Consider the following 14,505-nt stretch of genomic DNA (forward strand, 5'->3'; position numbering starts at 1 on the left):
CTTCGGGCGGACTCGGCTGTACATACTCTTGCCCCGATTCGTCGGGGCTAGGTGCGATAGTGGTCGCCAGGGAGGCGGGGAATGCTGGCACAGAGGCTTCTATGGGGCGGCGGCACTATCACGTCGGCCGTCATGACCTACCTGGCGTTCGCACAGGTCGAGAACCAACTTGCGCGATGGTCGTTCGGACTCGTATTTGGCCTGCTGCTCATCGCGTCGTTGGTCATGTTCCCCTGGGGCCAGAATGCTGACGGCTCGGGGCGAAGTATCGCGACGACGATCCGCGGCCAACGGAACGCGTCGCTGGTTTCCGGGGATGGCTCGACAAATACCGGAAACGTCACGAACTCTGGCGATGGTGCCGTCACCACGATCAATCTCCATGGGCTGCAGGTCACGGTCACGGAACTTAGACAATTGACGCTCGATGCCAGCCGCTCGGTTGTGTTGCCTGAGGCGAGAACCGTCGCGAAGGAGGTCGCGAGCGAGACTGCCGGGCACGCCATCGAGGAGCGCTCAAGCGCACTTGTTCAGAAAGTCATCGATCGATTTAACGAAACCAATCCTGAACTATTCGCGCGGTGGGATGACCCCAGATTTCTGGCCGCCTTGACGGTCGCCCAGCGAGGCTACGCGGAGACCGGCGATGAAACATTGGCGGATCTCTACGCCGAATTGCTGACCACACTTGCATCTCAGAAGGTGCGTACTAGACGCGAGATTCTTGTACGTCAAGCTATTGATGTCGCCGGTCGGTTAACTACAGAACATGTCAACGCCCTCGCCGTCAAACTCTATATATATTATTTCAAATATACTGAACCGTGGGACACGGACCAATTTATTGCAGCTTATGACACGTTATTAAGCCCCTACTATGGCCGAATTCCGACCAGTCCGCTTGACTATCAGTACATGAGTTCAGCTGGGGTCGGTTACATCGATCAATTGCAAGCATTTGCGAATACCCCCTATCAGCAGATCTGGAAATCCTATCCTAACTCGATGTACCCGGCGTTTACCTTTGCGGAGATGCGAGAAACTCTGCTGAGCGACGACTATGAATACCTCGACGAAGTTCAAGAACTGCTCGGTATGATCGGAACTAATCCAGATAACTTTGTTCAGACCGGCACAGGCACCATGGTCAAATCCGAAGGGATCGAAGAGCTACGATTCCGCGTCGCACCGGATGCGATAGGTACCGTTCTGAGCACCGATAAGAACGTAGTGAACGGGCTGACGGAGCCGCAGAAACTACTGCGTTCCATGATCGAAGAGCGCGCTTTGAGCGTCCAACAGTTTGCTGTCCGAGTCCGCGAGCTGAAGCCTGATTTAGCGGATTTCTTTGACTCTTTCAATAAGCAAGGAGGCTTCGGCGGCTTCCAATTGCATCCGGTGGGATTCATCCTCGCTCAAAATGAGATAGCCGATCAAGCACCCCAACTAGCAGCGCTGATCGATTCAGCTATCGATGACGGCTAAACCCCCGAAACGGCACCGCGCCTTCTTCCTTTCAGTGTCGAACAATCACCGGAGACAGGTCGAGATCTGGTCGGCCTGGCGCGTGCCGATCAACATCCCGACCTCCGAGAGCGGTTGGCAGTCAAGGCAGTTCGGATAACGGCTCGTGTGTCCCAGAACGGCACAGAGCCGGGCTCGTATCCGATCGGATACCTCGCGTGCTGCCGCTGACAGTGGCTTGCTGGCAGGCACCGGGGTTCCCTCGATTCGGGCTCGCAAGATGTCCACGATCGAATGCGTGGGTACTTCCGGTTCTGAGATCCGCTTCCACGGCTTGCCAGCCCTCATCGCTTGTATCTCGCTGCTGCCGCCACGCGTCCAACCTCGCTGCGGGTTAGCTTGCGGCCGAATGCGTCGTCGTCCTCGACGCGGATCGCCTTAAGCATCGCCAGGAGCAACTGTTGGTTGCGCTGTACGTCTTTGATCTCGGGCATCGAATCGGGCTGACCGTTGTAGCCCGACACTCGAGTGTCGTCGCCGGCTCTGCGGATGACCCTGCGTTGTCGTGCGATCTCGTCAGCGAGGTAGCACGCTTCCTCGATCACAGTGACGGTCTCGGGGCTGCCGCTGAAATCGCCTGATTCGTGCATCTCACGCCACAACCGCTTGCCGCGTGTCTTCAGCCCAGTCGGGTACCTCGGGATGACTGGCGATTCTGTGTCGTTATCGGGCATGTTTTGCCTACTTTCTGGCCGGTTTTTGGGCCTGTTCTGAGCGTTCGAACCGGGTCGGACGCTGTTGCATCTGTGAGGAAATATCTTGCGGTAGAACGGGACACGTTTGCCGGTCCCGGTTGGACGCCTAGCTGGCGAGTGGGAAAAACCAGGGCTATGCAATGCATCCGATGGCTGAGCCGCATAACCGACCGGTCGAGACCGGGGGGCAGGGGGTCACCCCCCAGGGGTGCATCCTGGCTGGTCAGCAAGGCTAAGGCTGCGCATTTTCCGACTGTTGCGATAACGATCCACCGCCTCGCATATTGTGTTGCGACGACGTCAATAACAGGGGGGCGTCGAGCGGACGGGGGTCTAGTGGACTACAACAGCGGCAATTCCGGCGAGCGAGCCTACGAGTACCCGTACGGCTACGCGGACAGTGACTCCGATACCTCGCCGAAGGTCGATACAGCAGCGTTGCCGTTACAAACAAAGCGGTTCCGGTTCGGGGCACTGGGCGGCTTTATCGCCGCCGTGGTGCTGATCGCGGCGGGAGTGGGTGCCTACTTCGGCATCACCGCCCTGACGGGCAAGGATGAGAAGCCGCCGTTCACGATCAACGGCACGCTGTCTTTACGAGCGGATAGCGTCACCACCACGGGGCTACCACCCAGCTTCGCGTGCGCTGGAAAAGGTGGGTACAACGACATTGGGCCGGGGGCGGATGTCACCGTTGCCAACGAGTCGGGCACTCTCCTTGCCAAGGGCAGACTCGACGGTAGTTTTGGCGAAAAGGACTGGTGTGTATTTACTTTCACTGTATCCGATGTGCCAGCCGGTGCGAAGTTTTACAAGGTCACGGTTTCTCACCGAGGCGAGATGAGTTACACCGAGCAGGAGGCTCACGCTCGCATCGAATTGAGCCTTGGCGACTCGCCGTCTGAGACGACTGTCGCTGCCGCGCCACCCGCGTCGCCTCCAGCGGCTGCGCCGGCACCGAAGCCCGTTCCCGCTGATCCAGCTGTGCCGACGTACGCAACACAATGCACGTCGGGTGTAGCTGTCGGAAGCTCGGAAACCTCCTGCGCTTTCGCGGCGAACGTCAACAACGCTTACTGGAGCCAGCCGAACCACGGCGGGAGCGTGAGGGTATGGGCGTTCAGTCCTGTGACCGGACAGGCCTACCTGATGACGTGCAGCGGTCAACGTGTCGTTACCTGCTCGGGTGGGAACAACGCAGTCGTGTATCTGTATTGAGACTTAGCCCAGCCCCGCACGATCAGGAGACGCGGCCCGATGAACGAGACGAGTGACGGCATGCCTCCCTCTCATGGAGCGGCAACCCCTGGTTGGTACCGCGACCCGGCGGGAACAGACGTGCCCGTCTACTGGAATGGGCGCGAATGGGCGGCCCGCGATCAACGCGGGGTGTTCCCCCCGCCGGGCTGGTATCCCGACTACTCCAATGGCGGCAAGACTGCTTACTGGAATGGGCGCGAATGGAGCGAAGATCCCCAGACGCTGCGGACATTCCTTATCGTGATCGGGCTCGTCGTGGCCGCTTTCCTATTCCTGGTGGTGTTTTTCGGGGTTCTGGCACTCGTCAAATGAATTGATAGATCCGGTACCGCCGGCCAATGCGGCCCGAAGGACGGCTGAGCCGTTGAGCGGAATGTGCTTGCTCGGACCGCTTGTGTTTCCCTGTGCCGCAATCGCTGCGGCCAGGACTCCTGCCGTGGTGTGCGGTCTCTTCGCGGCTTCCTCCTCGGCCTGGCGTTGAGCTTCCCGCTGGGCTTGGAACTCTTCGTTGCGGCGGCGCAACTCAGTGACGATGTCCAACCAGTCCAGTTCCGCTGGCTCGTCAGGCAGACCGGCGACTTTTGTAACTCCTCGGCTCTCCATCCTGCGAGCTACCGCTTGAACGAATGGGTCAGTGATCGTCGCCGCGGGCTTGCCCTTGGTCGAATTGAGCTGTCGGGTAAGCAGCCTGGCGGCACTGGATTGCTTTGTGATTGTCACGCTGCGGTGTCTTCCATCCGGGTAGTGGGCGAAAGTCGCTGAGGATGGCGCACAGCGCCTGCCACGCGCTTCTCTGGCTGGCGTGGGTCGGTCAACAACCCCTTAGGCGGTTCCGAGCGTTGGTATCGACGCATGAACAACTCGCGCCGTTGCTCGATGTCTGCCGTCCACGGCGTGTCACCGTTGGCGATCACCGCAGCTTCATAGGGCTGCCCGTGCGTTTCCCACCACGTCAGGAACGCTGCCTCACGTTCGGCGGATTCGCGGTCGGTACTGGCCTGCTTCCAAAGTGGATCGCGGGAGGGTTCGTTGTATTCGTTTTCAGTCATGAAATTCCTTGTGGTGGATACGAAAAGGCCCCCAGCGTGATGCCGGGGGCCGATCTCGTAGGAGGGTGTGGTTAGCGTCGGAAGCTGCTGGGGCTGACGGCCAGCGAGTCACGAAGATCTCGGGCCTCGCGCAGGGTGTTGATGGCGAACTCAACACCGCGCCGCGCGGCCGTGAACAACACCGGATCGATCGCAGCCACCACCGGGTCGGCAGGCGTCTGGTGCGCGGCGTCGATCTTGATCAAGTCCAGCGCAGTCGACGGACGCAAGATCCGAATCGTCGTCTCGGTGATGCCTGCCAGAGCACTTGTGCTGGCAACCCAACCGCTGATCTTGTCCAAGTACGCCGCTTCGCGTTTGGCGTCACCGTAGGCGGTGACAGCATCCGGTCCAGCCTCAAGCAATGTTTCCGGTGAGATCTCTTCGGGCAGTTGTTCAATCGCTGCGATATAGGCAGCGGCGTGCTCATCGAACTCGGGGGTTAACTGTTTGATGATCTCGGGGACGGCAGGCAAAGCCACCTTGTTGACCTTGCGGGCGGCTTCTTCCAACGCGTGTCGCTTCGCGGCATCGAGTGGCGACCAACCGCCGCCGGCCTGCGAGGCCCGCACCGCGAGTTGCTCGGCGAGGTTGAAAATCAGTTCCTCGACGTTCTCGGGCGTGGCGTCTTCGATCGCGAACGCCGGTTGGTACGAGACTTCGGTGTAGCGGATTGCCTCGAAGACGGCGATTGCGTTGGTGAGTTCCTCGGGCAGCTCGACGCCCAAGCCCGTCCAATAGGTGACCTGGTGTGCGCCGTCGATAGAGCGAGTGTTCATAGGTGTTTGATTCCTTCGGGTTGATTGCGCCCTGGAGATCAGGGCATCAAAAAATGCCGCCTGTCCGGGCGGCTAGCGGGATTTCGTTGCACTCGTGGGTAGTTGACTACCCCGGTGAATAACCGGCTGCGAGAGCCGCAGCGAGCTGCTGTAGGTCAACGGGCGGTTCGGAGCGCGTCACGACGACGCCGTGTGATTCCAGCGCCAGCGCCAGTTCGAGGGCAGCGCGCTGGCGGCTGCGGTAGACGACGTTCCGGGTCTTACGGCATCGCTTGCAGAATCCATCCGCGTCACGGTCTGCTGCGGATCGGATCTGATGGCCTGCTGGGCATTCTGTAGGGTTCGTGGTTCACCTCCTATCAGGTGTCTGTTCGAACAGGAAATTGGTCAAAAGAAACTGCCCCAGCTCAATTGAGCTGAGGCTGAGGTCGATCCGCACAAGACAGACCCCGACCCGCCAGGAGGCGTAAGGGTCGGGGCCTGACTCGGAGTGCAGCAATCAACCGGATGAAGGCGGTCTTGCGCCTACACCCCTTCAGTAATATTTCGGAACAGAGGTACTGGTCAGAACCGGTCAAACGGTGAGCGCACACCACGGCGCTGTTGAAACCGGGATGCCGCTTCCTTATCCTCCCGCGCCCACGCTGCGTCGCGTTCACGAATTTCGCGCACCTTCGCTTCGCCTGCCTCACGCTGCCTCCGCTCCGACGGAGTTTCACCCCCAAGTGGTATCGGCTGCCCGTCAGCCGTCGCGGCTACACCTTGGCGCGGAGGCGTGTCACATCCATCAGCCAGCAGCTCGGAGTTGCGATCTTCGTACTGCCGCTCACGGACTCGACGCATCCGGCTACGCGCGCCGTCGTTGTGCTTCTGTTTGCGGATGTCGCGGCAACCGTCGCAATACTTCGGCCAGCGGCCAACATTGGTCTGCCCTCTGCGGTGGTAGATGCCGCCGATGAATCGGCACGCGGTCACGAGATCGCCGCAGTCGACGCACTCACCCCGGTAGATCCTTGCGTCCCACATCTGCGTGACGTAGCCGTGTGTGGCCTTGGCAGGCCACTGGTGAGTAACGCCGGGGTTCTCCCGGCGCCACCGGTCGACCCGGTTAGGTACCCCAACGTGCTCAGTGGCCGCACCCCCCAGCGGGCGCACGAACTCCACGCCGGATGTGGTCGTTTCGACCTTGCCGATTTGTGCGGCCTCGTGCTCACGCTGCAGCCGCTTGGCTGCTAGGTAGAGCTGCCGTTGGCTCGTCACTACTTGGTTGTTCCTTCCTTCAGATCGGTGCTGAATTTGTATGAGGTCATGCGCTACGGCTGGCCAACGAACCACGTCTCGCCTTGCTTGGTCCAGGCGTAGGTACCGTCAGCCTGCCGCCTCCGCTTCTGGCCTCCGGGGTAGGTGAATTCATCGAGCAACTCGCCTTGCTGGGCTCGCAGCAGTTTGGTCGCTGCTGCTCGGGAGATGGCTAGTTGCTTGGCTACTCCGGTCACGGTGAGCGGCGCTCTTCGCTCAAGCGTTGCCAGCCACTGCGCGAACTCGGCGGTGATGTCTCGTCTCGTGTGTCGCAGTTTGGGTGATCTATCTTTTGCAGCTGTTAAAGATAGATCACCTGTTTTGCGACAACCTTCGGCCAGCCCCGGACACCGACACCGTGCCCTCGATCGGTTGCATCCGGGTAGGTGCTTTGGTTTGGCCTCGGGTGTCCATTCAACGTCGACAGCCCACACACGTCCGTGCCCTTGCACGCCGTCATAGGTGACACCGGAGAAAAAACCCCCGGCCATTGTGGTGCTCCACTCGCTAAGTACCCGACCGGCAACCGGGTCGGCCACCCCCACCGCGCCCGCCAACAGCGGGCCGGTGATTACCGGCGTCAGTGTCTCGAACTTGTGGCACAACGCGATAGCGCCGAGCAAGTACCTTTCGTGAGTCACACCGGAGCCCGCGATGCGAGCTGCTAGCTCGTGAAGAGGGTCAGGGTCGAATTCCTTCGCCCGCACCCCAGGCACATACGACTCTGCGGCGGCTTTAGCGCCGCTGGTGATGTGATGCTCGGTCGCGTTGGGTCGGCCACTGCTGCCTCGCGGAAGCGAGCTTTCGTGCGGATGGCCTAATACCCAATCCACCGCGTCGAACTCGTCGCACTCGCCGTTGCGGAGTCCCCACGCGGCCAGCTCGTAGGCCAACCGGTACACCTCGTCGGTATCGCTCGCGTCGGAGAGGTCCGGCTTGTCAGGTCGCGACGCCAGCATCGGTGCCCTCCAGGGCTCTGTTGATCTGCGCTCGCAGGAGTTTGAGTTCGTCAGCGTTAAGCAGGACGAACCTTGACGTGTTGGCGGGTTGAATCCGGTAGGTGAGCGTCCTCCTTTCGAAGTCCCACCTAGATGACAGCAACGGACTCACCCGGCAGTCGCTAATGATGTGACGTAGACGGATATCTCAACCTTGCCGAACATCCAATCGGGATCCTCGAACGTCTCCCGCGACGCAAGCGCGAGACCCTGCTCGGCGATGTACTGGAGAACAGGATCCAGCCAGTCGTTGTCATCGCGGACAAGCGGACTCCGCATAACCTCGACTTGAATGCCATCACCGACCGCATACAGCCAACCTGGGTGGACGATCTCCAACTGCGAGGCGAACTCCAGCGACAACGCGGGGCTACCGGTCTCGTTGGGCCACAACGAGGTCCAGAATCGTCGGTACGCACCGTCTCGGCGCTCGACATCCAGTACCCGGCATCCCTTGTGTACCTTGCGGACTCCGACCACGGTGGTGGTGCCGATCTTGTCGCCGACCCCGAAGGGGCGGGCGGCGGTGTTACCCGCCTCCCGCATCCCCGTCGCCATCAGCCGAGTACCTCGGAGGCCACCTGCTCCTGGGCGTTCTTCAGCGTCGCCAGAGACAAGCTCAGGTGGAACCCCGCTGCGATCCACATCGCGATGGCCTGATGGTCAGAGGCGTCCACGCTTTCCGTGGGCTCTTCTTTCTCGAATCGAGTCGCCCCGAGCGGGTCGATCTGGATGACGACCGGCGCATGCGGGTGCTTCAACGTCACCACGGACGTATTCACGCCGAGGTAGGCGACCTCATCAACTTCAACTACCCACAGCAGCGCACGCCCAAGATCTGCGTAGCTGATTTCTGGCTTCGTCACCACAGTTGTTGCCTCCATAGTTATTGCTTCCCTTCGTGTTTCAAGCGCGGCACCTTGCCGCCGATCTGCTCTTGTCGTCGGGTGACGACCAAACTGCGACGGTGTCCATCCCGTCGTTCTTCCTCGCTCCTGTCCGTTTCGGTTCGCGGTACCGCCGCCTTCGCGATCTCCGCTGTTTCTCAGTCCCGCGCCAGCCGAGACGCGGAACCGAAGCCCCTCTGACGGGCGACTCTGACCGGGGCTACCGGCTGACTCTTGGATTGGAGAACTACAGTGAGTATTGCATGGCTCAACATGTTGTGACAACACATGTTCAGCCACGGCATGTATTTCCACGGCATGAGTTGGTAGATTCATCGCTATGAGCAGCGCGGACGACACCAAACCCCCCTTGCGGTCGGTGATGCAGCCAGTAGGTGACGATTGGGTCGTCGTCATGGAATGGCCGGATGGCGTTACGGATGGCGGGCCGTCACGGCTGGTGATTGAGCCCATCGACAAGATGCCGGTGGGAGGGCTGTCGTCCACTGTTCTGCGGCACATTGACTTCCGCAGCGCCATCGACAACTTTCGCGACCAGATAGCCCAGTCGTCAGCACGAGGCAGCTTCGACATGAACGCTCTGTATGCGTTCGACCGCGAGCAACTGCGGTCGGCCTTGCGTGAAGGAGTCACCCGTGAATACCTGGCGCTGCTGGCATCGCACTACGTCTGGGCTGTGGATCGCGGGCAGGCGAATATCAACGACTTCCTAGCCGAGTTGGTCGGCAGGCCGGTCGGCACCGTTCGCGGACACCTGATCCGTGCAAGGCACGAAGGGCTGCTATCAGGCAGTCACGGCAAGAAGGGCGGAGAACTCAGCGACGAAGCCGAGGAACTAGTAGAGCCATTTGCGCTCGCTCGCATCGATGAGATTGGCCGGCTCGACAGTCTGAGAAGACGCCATTCGAAGAAGGCGATCACACCGCGCACCGAAACTTGACAGCTAACAGCGCAAAGCTGGCCCGACGAGTGACGTACACTCAGCTACTTCACAGCGACCGGGGGGTCAGATGCTTCGTCTTGCAGTATCCGCCGCATCCGTTGCGGCAGGCTTGTTCCTCGCTCCGGTAGCCCACGCCACCCCGGACACCCACGTCCCGAACGGTGACGCTCTGTGGTGCTGGGGCGGCAAGGGGACCATCGCACTGGTGACTCCGTATTGCAACGGGGAGACGTTCCCCGACGGGAGTTACTTCCACCAGACCGGGTTCATGCAGGGGATGCTCCAACCTCTCGGCTGGAATCCGCCCTTCTGTGTGGACGCCGCAGGCAACCCGTTCCCTGACGGTTGCAAAGCTTGACGTGGGCTCGCGTGCGGCAGCGACGGTGGCCGGGTCTTGCGATGGATAGAGTCTGAGAACGTGGGTGAATGGTGGGGGATCCTCCGTTGCAGAGCCTGGAATGCCTGGCCTGAGCGGGCGACAAGCGACTTGGCAATGACAAACATCGACTATGGCGCGGCGTCTCCGGTTGAGGTGCGAACGTTTGTGGACGCGTACGACCGGGCTCAACCAAATGTCATCGAGACATCAGTGCTGGGGCCAACTACCTGGCCGGGTTATGAACCTGGCATACATCGAATTTGGAATTCGATGTTGCTCGGCGTCGGCGAGCAGTATCAGCTGGAACCGCAGCCGCTTCGCCATGCCCATCGAGGAGAACTCGATATTCGCCTAAGCTTCCGACTCGCCGAAAGCCCGCCCGAAGCCTTACGTGAAGCCCTGAAGGAACGTGCGTACGAAATCGTGGGCCTTTTGAATCTGGGTCAGGGCGATTTTGTAACCCCCTCGGCACCTTTTCAACTGCTAGAGGTCTTGGCGGGTGGTCAGACCGCGACTGAAATGCCGATTGCGGTGACGACACGGGATCGGCACGTTCTGGATCAGCAGGAGCTCAACGTCTTCTTGGCGAGAGCTCGCGGCTTTCTGACTGGCCCGATCTACGGGCCAAAGCATCGTGTTGCGTTGGAGCTTTATGCAGCGCATTTCACAGAGAGCCAAGTGCGCGTTCGGTTCATCCTGCTCGTTATCGCGATGGAGGCCCTGGCTGAGGAAGCGCCGAAACATCAAGTGGCGCTTGATCTCCTCGCTAGGTGGAAGGGCGAACTCGATACAGAGCTAGCAAAGTACGATGACCAGTCTGAAGAGTTCTACAGCCTTAAGGCGCTGTCTGGGGAGCTTAGTTTCCGCAGAGGCGACTCGATCAACAACCAGGTTCGCAAGTTGTTCGCCGCCCTTCCAGGGTTACCCGACGCGGAATGCAAGGCGTTGCAGCGCCGTGCAGTTGCCGTCTACAGCAAGCGGAGCACACTCGTGCATGACGGGTATTTACCCCCGAGTGAACTGCCGGGGTTAGAGACCGAGGCGCGCGAGCTGCTAGAGACGCTCTTTTCCTGTTACCTCCAAAGTCAACCGGAGGAATAGGGTCGATGGCCAACCGATACCGCTAAATACGCGCGGCGGAATCATCACCGGGTATCGGCTCGACCTCGGGTCGGGGCCAATCATCAGGCACCTGTATTCCCCACGGGATCAGTTTCGACTTCGTCTTCGTGGTCGTGCCGTACGGCTGAAAGTGGGCCACCAGACGAACCTTCGCGTCCCGCAACACCTGCCGGCGGTCGGTGCCAGGATCGTCCCACAGCTCTCGGAATGTCTTGCCCGTGCCGACCGGCTCCCAGCGCGCTGGCACAACCGTGTTCGCGGACAACTCGGCTTTGCGGGCGACTAGCGCCGCCAGGCGCGACCGGTACAGCATCTCGTCGTCCACCAAGCCGTTGTCGGACTCCCAACGCAGCCGCTCCAACGATTGCTCCGTCTGGCCCAGCTCCCGGCTGTGATCCTCGCCGGGGACGAAGACCATCTTCGTCATCTCCCGGTCTCCGTAGGCATCGAGGAACCGACCCGCGAGATAGCTCTCGATTTCGTCTAACCGCACCGCTCCCCGGCAGCCGGTGCCCTGCCTGCCGCACCTGACGTAGGTGTGAACCGTGCCGCTGGACGATTTCCGGCGGTGCAGCGACAACGAATACCCGCACTCCGGGCAGTCGCATCGCTGCGGAATCCACAATCCCTTGTGAGGGCATCCCGGGCGGTGCAACACAGCACCGCAGTATCCGATGCCCGCCAACGGATTCGGCGTCATCTGACGCGCCCTGCCGCTGCTGGTGCGCTGCCCCAGCGCCTCTTGCAACCGATTCCAGTCCTCTTCGGTGAACGTCGGCTCAGCCATCACGATCGGCTGGCCTTCGGGGTCAAGAACCAGCTTCTCCCCCACCCTTTTCTTGTGGTCGGGGTTCGCATCGGTTGGGGCTGGCTCGAACACGGCCATGACTCTGTAGCCCTGTGTCCGTTGGGATGTCAACGAGCGCTTGAGTGTGGACACCGACCACTTCTTCTCCCCACCACGGGCACGGGAGACGTTGGTCGTCTTGCCCTCTTTGTTGAGCCACCGCACGACGCTGGTGAGCGATTCGTTCTCGTCAACCAGCTTCGTCTTGATCTGATGGAGCAGCGCGTACCCTTCGGGATCGCGCGCCAAGGCCTTACCCTTCCCACTCGGATGCGGGACCGTCCGGTATCCCAAGGGCGGCACACCATGGCTGACGCGGTCGGTCATCCGCAGCACGTCTAGTCGATCGGTTGCGCGAGTCTTGAACCGCGATAGCTCGATCGCGGCGAAGAAAGATCCGACGTAGATGAAGAACTCCGACATCATCTGATCGAGCGAGTCTTTCTGCGGGTGCAGATAGTCCAGCACCACGCCATCGCCTGCGAAGGCGAGGATCTTCTTGTTCGCCTTCGTCCACTTGGCGAACTCAACGCAGTCGTTCGTGGATCGAAACGCGCGGTCGATCTTGGAGAAAACCAGCACGTCCCATTCGTGCAATCGCTCCGGTGCCAGCCACTTACCGAGATCTGGGCGCTCGAATGGCGTGGTCTTGCCGGCAGAGATACCGAGGTCTTCGAACGTGCCTACGACCTCGTAGCCCTTCGATTGCGCCCACCGCTCGCCCTCTTCGGTCTGGGCGATGTGCGACACCTTGCGGGTGTTCGCTTTATCGTCGTCTAGGTGAGAAACCCGAGCGCCGACCACAGCGCGAAGCTGCCTGGCAGTGTTGTCCACAGTGCAGCACAGTACAACGTCAAGGCCACCGGTCACGTCGCCAAATTGCGCAGGGACATCTCGGTCTAGGTCAACTCCCCCAGCTTCCCCAACAACAGCGCCTCGGTGGTGGCCGCGCGCTCCAGCACGCCGAGATGCAGGCTCTCGTTGACGCTGTGCGCCTGAGTGCTGGGATCCTCCACCCCGGTCACCAGGATGGTGGCGTTCGGGAAGGCGGCGGCGAACTCGGCAATGAACGGGATCGAGCCACCCATGCCCATGTCGACGACGTCGGTGCCCCAGGCCTGCCGGAACGCGGCGCGAGCAGCGTCGTACACCGGCCCGCTGGCGTCGATCGCGTAGGGCTGACCGACATCGCCCGGGATGATCTTGACGTGCGCGCCCCAGGGCGCGTGCTGCTCGAGGTGCCGGCGCAGCGCGTGGAGGTGGGCTGCAGCGTCCCCGCCGGGGGCCACCCGCATGCTGACCTTCGCGCTGGCCCGCGGGATGAGCGTGTTCGACGCCTTGCCGATCGGCGTGGTGTCGATGCCGATGACAGTGATCGCGGGCTTGGCCCACATGCGTTGCGCTACAGGGCCCGAGCCGATTTCGTGCACCCCGTCGAGCAGTCCCGACTCGGCGCGAACCCACTGCGGTCCGCGGTCGACATCGGTAGCAGTCGTCGCGTACAAGCCTTGCACCGCAACGTTGCCGTCGTCGTCGTGCAGGCTGGCGAGCAGTCGTACCAGGACGCTGAGCGCGTCGGGCACCACGCCGCCCCAGAGCCCCGAGTGCAGGCCGTGATCCAAAGTCGCGACCTCGACCACGCAGTCGGCCAACCCACGTAACGACACCGTGAGCGCCGGGATCTCCGAAGTCCAGTTGTCCGAGTCGGCGATCACGATGACGTCGGCGGCCAGCTTGTCCTTGTGGGCGGCCAGCAGCCGGCCCAGGGAGGGCGAGCCGGACTCCTCCTCCCCCTCGACGAACACCGTCACGCCGACCGGCGGGTTGCCATCGTGCGCACGGAACGCCGCCAGGTGGGTGGCGATACCGGCCTTGTCGTCCGCGCTGCCGCGGCCGTAGAGCCGTCCGTCACGTTCGGTGGGTTCGAAGGGATCCGAATCCCATTGCGATGGTTCACCTTCCGGCTGAACGTCGTGGTGGGCGTACAGCAGCACCGTCGGCGCGCCGGGCGGGGCGGGGTGATGCGCGATCACCGCGGGTGCACCACCCTCGGCCACGATCTCGACCTGGTTGAAGCCGGCCTGGGTCAGCAGGTCCGCGACGGCCCGTGCGCTGCGGTGCACCTCGTCGCGACGGGCCGGGTCGGCCCACACCGACTGGATGCGGACCAGATCTTCGAGATCGGCACGCACCGAGGGAAGCACGGCCTGCACGCGGGCGACGACATCAGTCATGGCGTCGACCCTACCGAGCAGCTACAGCGTCTCCAGGATCGCGACCGCGGCGGCGGTGTCGCCCTCATGGGTCAGCGACACGTGAATGGTCACCTCGGCCAGATGCTTGGCGATCTCACCGGTCAGGCGAACCTTGGGCCGGCCCCACATATCGGTGATCACCTCGATGTCGCGGTGGATGCCTTCCGGCAGGACCGGACGCTGCGCAAACCGCGAGCCCGACCAGGCCTTGATGACGGCTTCCTTGGCGGCCCACCGCGCGGCCAAGTGCCGCGCCGCCACCGAACTCTTGTCGGCGGCGTCGCGGCGCTCACCCGGGGTGAACGTCTCGGCGAAGACCGTTCCCGGCTGATCCACCTGCTCGGCGAAATCGGGAATGGAGACCACATCGATCCCCACACCGACTATCGCCACGCGAGCACCCTAGCG

At 61.7% G+C, this 14,505-nt stretch carries 17 protein-coding genes and 1 pseudogene; 7 read left to right on the forward strand and 11 right to left on the reverse strand.

Features of this window, described 5'->3' with window-relative positions:
* Nucleotides 1-81: 81 nt before the first annotated feature.
* Entirely contained in the window at nucleotides 82-1,485 is a 1,404-nt protein-coding gene (locus G6N38_RS02115) for an LPO_1073/Vpar_1526 family protein (RefSeq protein WP_163746032.1), read from the forward strand.
* Nucleotides 1,486-1,808: 323 nt separating this feature from the next.
* Here G6N38_RS02115 and G6N38_RS02120 read toward each other — a convergent pair whose 3' ends face one another.
* Nucleotides 1,809-2,198, reverse strand: coding sequence for a hypothetical protein (locus tag G6N38_RS02120; RefSeq protein WP_163746033.1), 390 nt, complete (start codon nucleotides 2,196-2,198; stop codon nucleotides 1,809-1,811).
* A gap of 357 nt (nucleotides 2,199-2,555) precedes the next feature.
* On the opposite strand from G6N38_RS02120, the gene G6N38_RS02125 reads away from it, so the two are divergent.
* Both G6N38_RS02125 and G6N38_RS02130 read left to right on the forward strand, forming a co-directional pair.
* The gene (locus G6N38_RS02125; protein WP_163746034.1) at nucleotides 2,556-3,437 is read left to right on the forward strand and encodes a hypothetical protein; all 882 of its coding nucleotides are present in this window, start codon (nucleotides 2,556-2,558) and stop codon (nucleotides 3,435-3,437) included.
* A gap of 39 nt (nucleotides 3,438-3,476) precedes the next feature.
* Nucleotides 3,477-3,791: a hypothetical protein gene (locus G6N38_RS02130; protein ID WP_163746035.1), complete on the forward strand. Its 315-nt coding sequence runs from the start codon at nucleotides 3,477-3,479 to the stop codon at nucleotides 3,789-3,791.
* On the opposite strand, the gene G6N38_RS02135 is transcribed toward G6N38_RS02130, so the two are convergent.
* From G6N38_RS02135 to G6N38_RS02165, 7 genes are all read right to left on the reverse strand, one after another.
* Complete coding sequence (locus tag G6N38_RS02135) at nucleotides 3,747-4,199, reverse strand: hypothetical protein (RefSeq protein ID WP_163746036.1); 453 nt, start codon at nucleotides 4,197-4,199, stop codon at nucleotides 3,747-3,749. The two genes, G6N38_RS02130 and G6N38_RS02135, sit on opposite strands and share 45 nt — an antisense overlap.
* Nucleotides 4,196-4,528, reverse strand: a complete 333-nt coding sequence (locus G6N38_RS30330) for a hypothetical protein (RefSeq protein ID WP_179968475.1) — start codon at nucleotides 4,526-4,528, stop codon at nucleotides 4,196-4,198. Before G6N38_RS30330 ends, G6N38_RS02135 begins: the two co-directional genes overlap by 4 nt.
* A 71-nt stretch (nucleotides 4,529-4,599) precedes the next feature.
* Nucleotides 4,600-5,346, reverse strand: a complete 747-nt coding sequence (locus G6N38_RS02145) for a hypothetical protein (protein WP_163746037.1) — start codon at nucleotides 5,344-5,346, stop codon at nucleotides 4,600-4,602.
* Between the two features lie 564 nt (nucleotides 5,347-5,910).
* Nucleotides 5,911-6,606 (reverse strand): hypothetical protein, encoded by a 696-nt coding sequence (locus G6N38_RS02150; protein WP_163746038.1) that lies wholly within the window; start codon nucleotides 6,604-6,606, stop codon nucleotides 5,911-5,913.
* A gap of 53 nt (nucleotides 6,607-6,659) precedes the next feature.
* On the reverse strand, nucleotides 6,660-7,604 hold the full coding sequence (locus G6N38_RS02155; RefSeq protein WP_163746039.1) for a hypothetical protein: 945 nt from the start codon (nucleotides 7,602-7,604) through the stop codon (nucleotides 6,660-6,662).
* A 147-nt stretch (nucleotides 7,605-7,751) separates the two neighbouring features.
* Nucleotides 7,752-8,201, reverse strand: a complete 450-nt coding sequence (locus tag G6N38_RS02160) for a hypothetical protein (protein WP_163746040.1) — start codon at nucleotides 8,199-8,201, stop codon at nucleotides 7,752-7,754.
* Nucleotides 8,201-8,527, reverse strand: coding sequence for a hypothetical protein (locus tag G6N38_RS02165; protein ID WP_163746041.1), 327 nt, complete (start codon nucleotides 8,525-8,527; stop codon nucleotides 8,201-8,203). The genes G6N38_RS02160 and G6N38_RS02165 overlap by 1 nt, the downstream gene beginning before the upstream one ends.
* A 343-nt stretch (nucleotides 8,528-8,870) precedes the next feature.
* Between G6N38_RS02165 and G6N38_RS02170 the strand changes: the two genes are divergently transcribed.
* From G6N38_RS02170 to G6N38_RS02180, 3 genes are all read left to right on the forward strand, one after another.
* The gene (locus G6N38_RS02170; RefSeq protein WP_163746042.1) at nucleotides 8,871-9,491 is read left to right on the forward strand and encodes a hypothetical protein; all 621 of its coding nucleotides are present in this window, start codon (nucleotides 8,871-8,873) and stop codon (nucleotides 9,489-9,491) included.
* 70 nt (nucleotides 9,492-9,561) lie between these two features.
* Nucleotides 9,562-9,852 (forward strand): hypothetical protein, encoded by a 291-nt coding sequence (locus G6N38_RS02175; protein WP_163746043.1) that lies wholly within the window; start codon nucleotides 9,562-9,564, stop codon nucleotides 9,850-9,852.
* Between the two features lie 135 nt (nucleotides 9,853-9,987).
* Nucleotides 9,988-10,974 carry a globin family protein gene (locus tag G6N38_RS02180; RefSeq protein WP_163746044.1) on the forward strand — a complete coding sequence of 329 codons (987 nt, stop codon included), beginning with the start codon at nucleotides 9,988-9,990 and terminating at the stop codon, nucleotides 10,972-10,974.
* Between the two features lie 22 nt (nucleotides 10,975-10,996).
* On the opposite strand, the gene G6N38_RS02185 is transcribed toward G6N38_RS02180, so the two are convergent.
* Nucleotides 10,997-12,592: a recombinase family protein gene (locus G6N38_RS02185; RefSeq protein WP_246227637.1), complete on the reverse strand. Its 1,596-nt coding sequence runs from the start codon at nucleotides 12,590-12,592 to the stop codon at nucleotides 10,997-10,999.
* A 90-nt stretch (nucleotides 12,593-12,682) separates the two neighbouring features.
* Between G6N38_RS02185 and G6N38_RS02190 the strand changes: the two are divergent.
* Nucleotides 12,683-12,745, forward strand: a pseudogene (locus G6N38_RS02190) (peroxiredoxin); the annotation flags it as partial.
* Here the strand turns inward: G6N38_RS02190 and G6N38_RS02195 are convergent.
* Together G6N38_RS02195 and acpS are read right to left on the reverse strand one after the other, a co-directional pair.
* A complete protein-coding gene (locus G6N38_RS02195) occupies nucleotides 12,742-14,076 on the reverse strand; it encodes a dipeptidase (RefSeq protein WP_163746046.1) in 1,335 nt (444 codons plus the stop codon). The pseudogene G6N38_RS02190 and the gene G6N38_RS02195 overlap by 4 nt on opposite strands.
* A 21-nt stretch (nucleotides 14,077-14,097) precedes the next feature.
* The gene (gene acpS / locus G6N38_RS02200; protein WP_094482344.1) at nucleotides 14,098-14,490 is read right to left on the reverse strand and encodes a holo-ACP synthase AcpS; all 393 of its coding nucleotides are present in this window, start codon (nucleotides 14,488-14,490) and stop codon (nucleotides 14,098-14,100) included.
* Nucleotides 14,491-14,505 lie beyond the last annotated feature (15 nt).

Origin of the sequence: Mycolicibacterium helvum, assembly GCF_010731895.1 — a bacterium.
Classification (GTDB): Bacteria; Actinomycetota; Actinomycetes; order Mycobacteriales; family Mycobacteriaceae; genus Mycobacterium; species Mycobacterium helvum.

Excerpts from the sequence above, each read along its gene's own strand:
- G6N38_RS02115 (WP_163746032.1), top strand. The coding sequence starts at position 82 with ATGCTGGCACAGAGGCTTCTATGGGGCGGCGGCACTATCACGTCGGCC.
- G6N38_RS02120 (WP_163746033.1), bottom strand. The coding sequence starts at position 2,198 with ATGCCCGATAACGACACAGAATCGCCAGTCATCCCGAGGTACCCGACT.
- G6N38_RS02130 (WP_163746035.1), top strand. The coding sequence starts at position 3,477 with ATGAACGAGACGAGTGACGGCATGCCTCCCTCTCATGGAGCGGCAACC.
- G6N38_RS30330 (WP_179968475.1), bottom strand. The coding sequence starts at position 4,528 with ATGACTGAAAACGAATACAACGAACCCTCCCGCGATCCACTTTGGAAG.
- G6N38_RS02145 (WP_163746037.1), bottom strand. The coding sequence starts at position 5,346 with ATGAACACTCGCTCTATCGACGGCGCACACCAGGTCACCTATTGGACG.
- G6N38_RS02155 (WP_163746039.1), bottom strand. The coding sequence starts at position 7,604 with ATGCTGGCGTCGCGACCTGACAAGCCGGACCTCTCCGACGCGAGCGAT.
- G6N38_RS02160 (WP_163746040.1), bottom strand. The coding sequence starts at position 8,201 with ATGGCGACGGGGATGCGGGAGGCGGGTAACACCGCCGCCCGCCCCTTC.
- G6N38_RS02165 (WP_163746041.1), bottom strand. The coding sequence starts at position 8,527 with ATGGAGGCAACAACTGTGGTGACGAAGCCAGAAATCAGCTACGCAGAT.
- G6N38_RS02170 (WP_163746042.1), top strand. The coding sequence starts at position 8,871 with ATGAGCAGCGCGGACGACACCAAACCCCCCTTGCGGTCGGTGATGCAG.
- G6N38_RS02175 (WP_163746043.1), top strand. The coding sequence starts at position 9,562 with ATGCTTCGTCTTGCAGTATCCGCCGCATCCGTTGCGGCAGGCTTGTTC.
- G6N38_RS02180 (WP_163746044.1), top strand. The coding sequence starts at position 9,988 with ATGACAAACATCGACTATGGCGCGGCGTCTCCGGTTGAGGTGCGAACG.
- G6N38_RS02195 (WP_163746046.1), bottom strand. The coding sequence starts at position 14,076 with ATGACTGATGTCGTCGCCCGCGTGCAGGCCGTGCTTCCCTCGGTGCGT.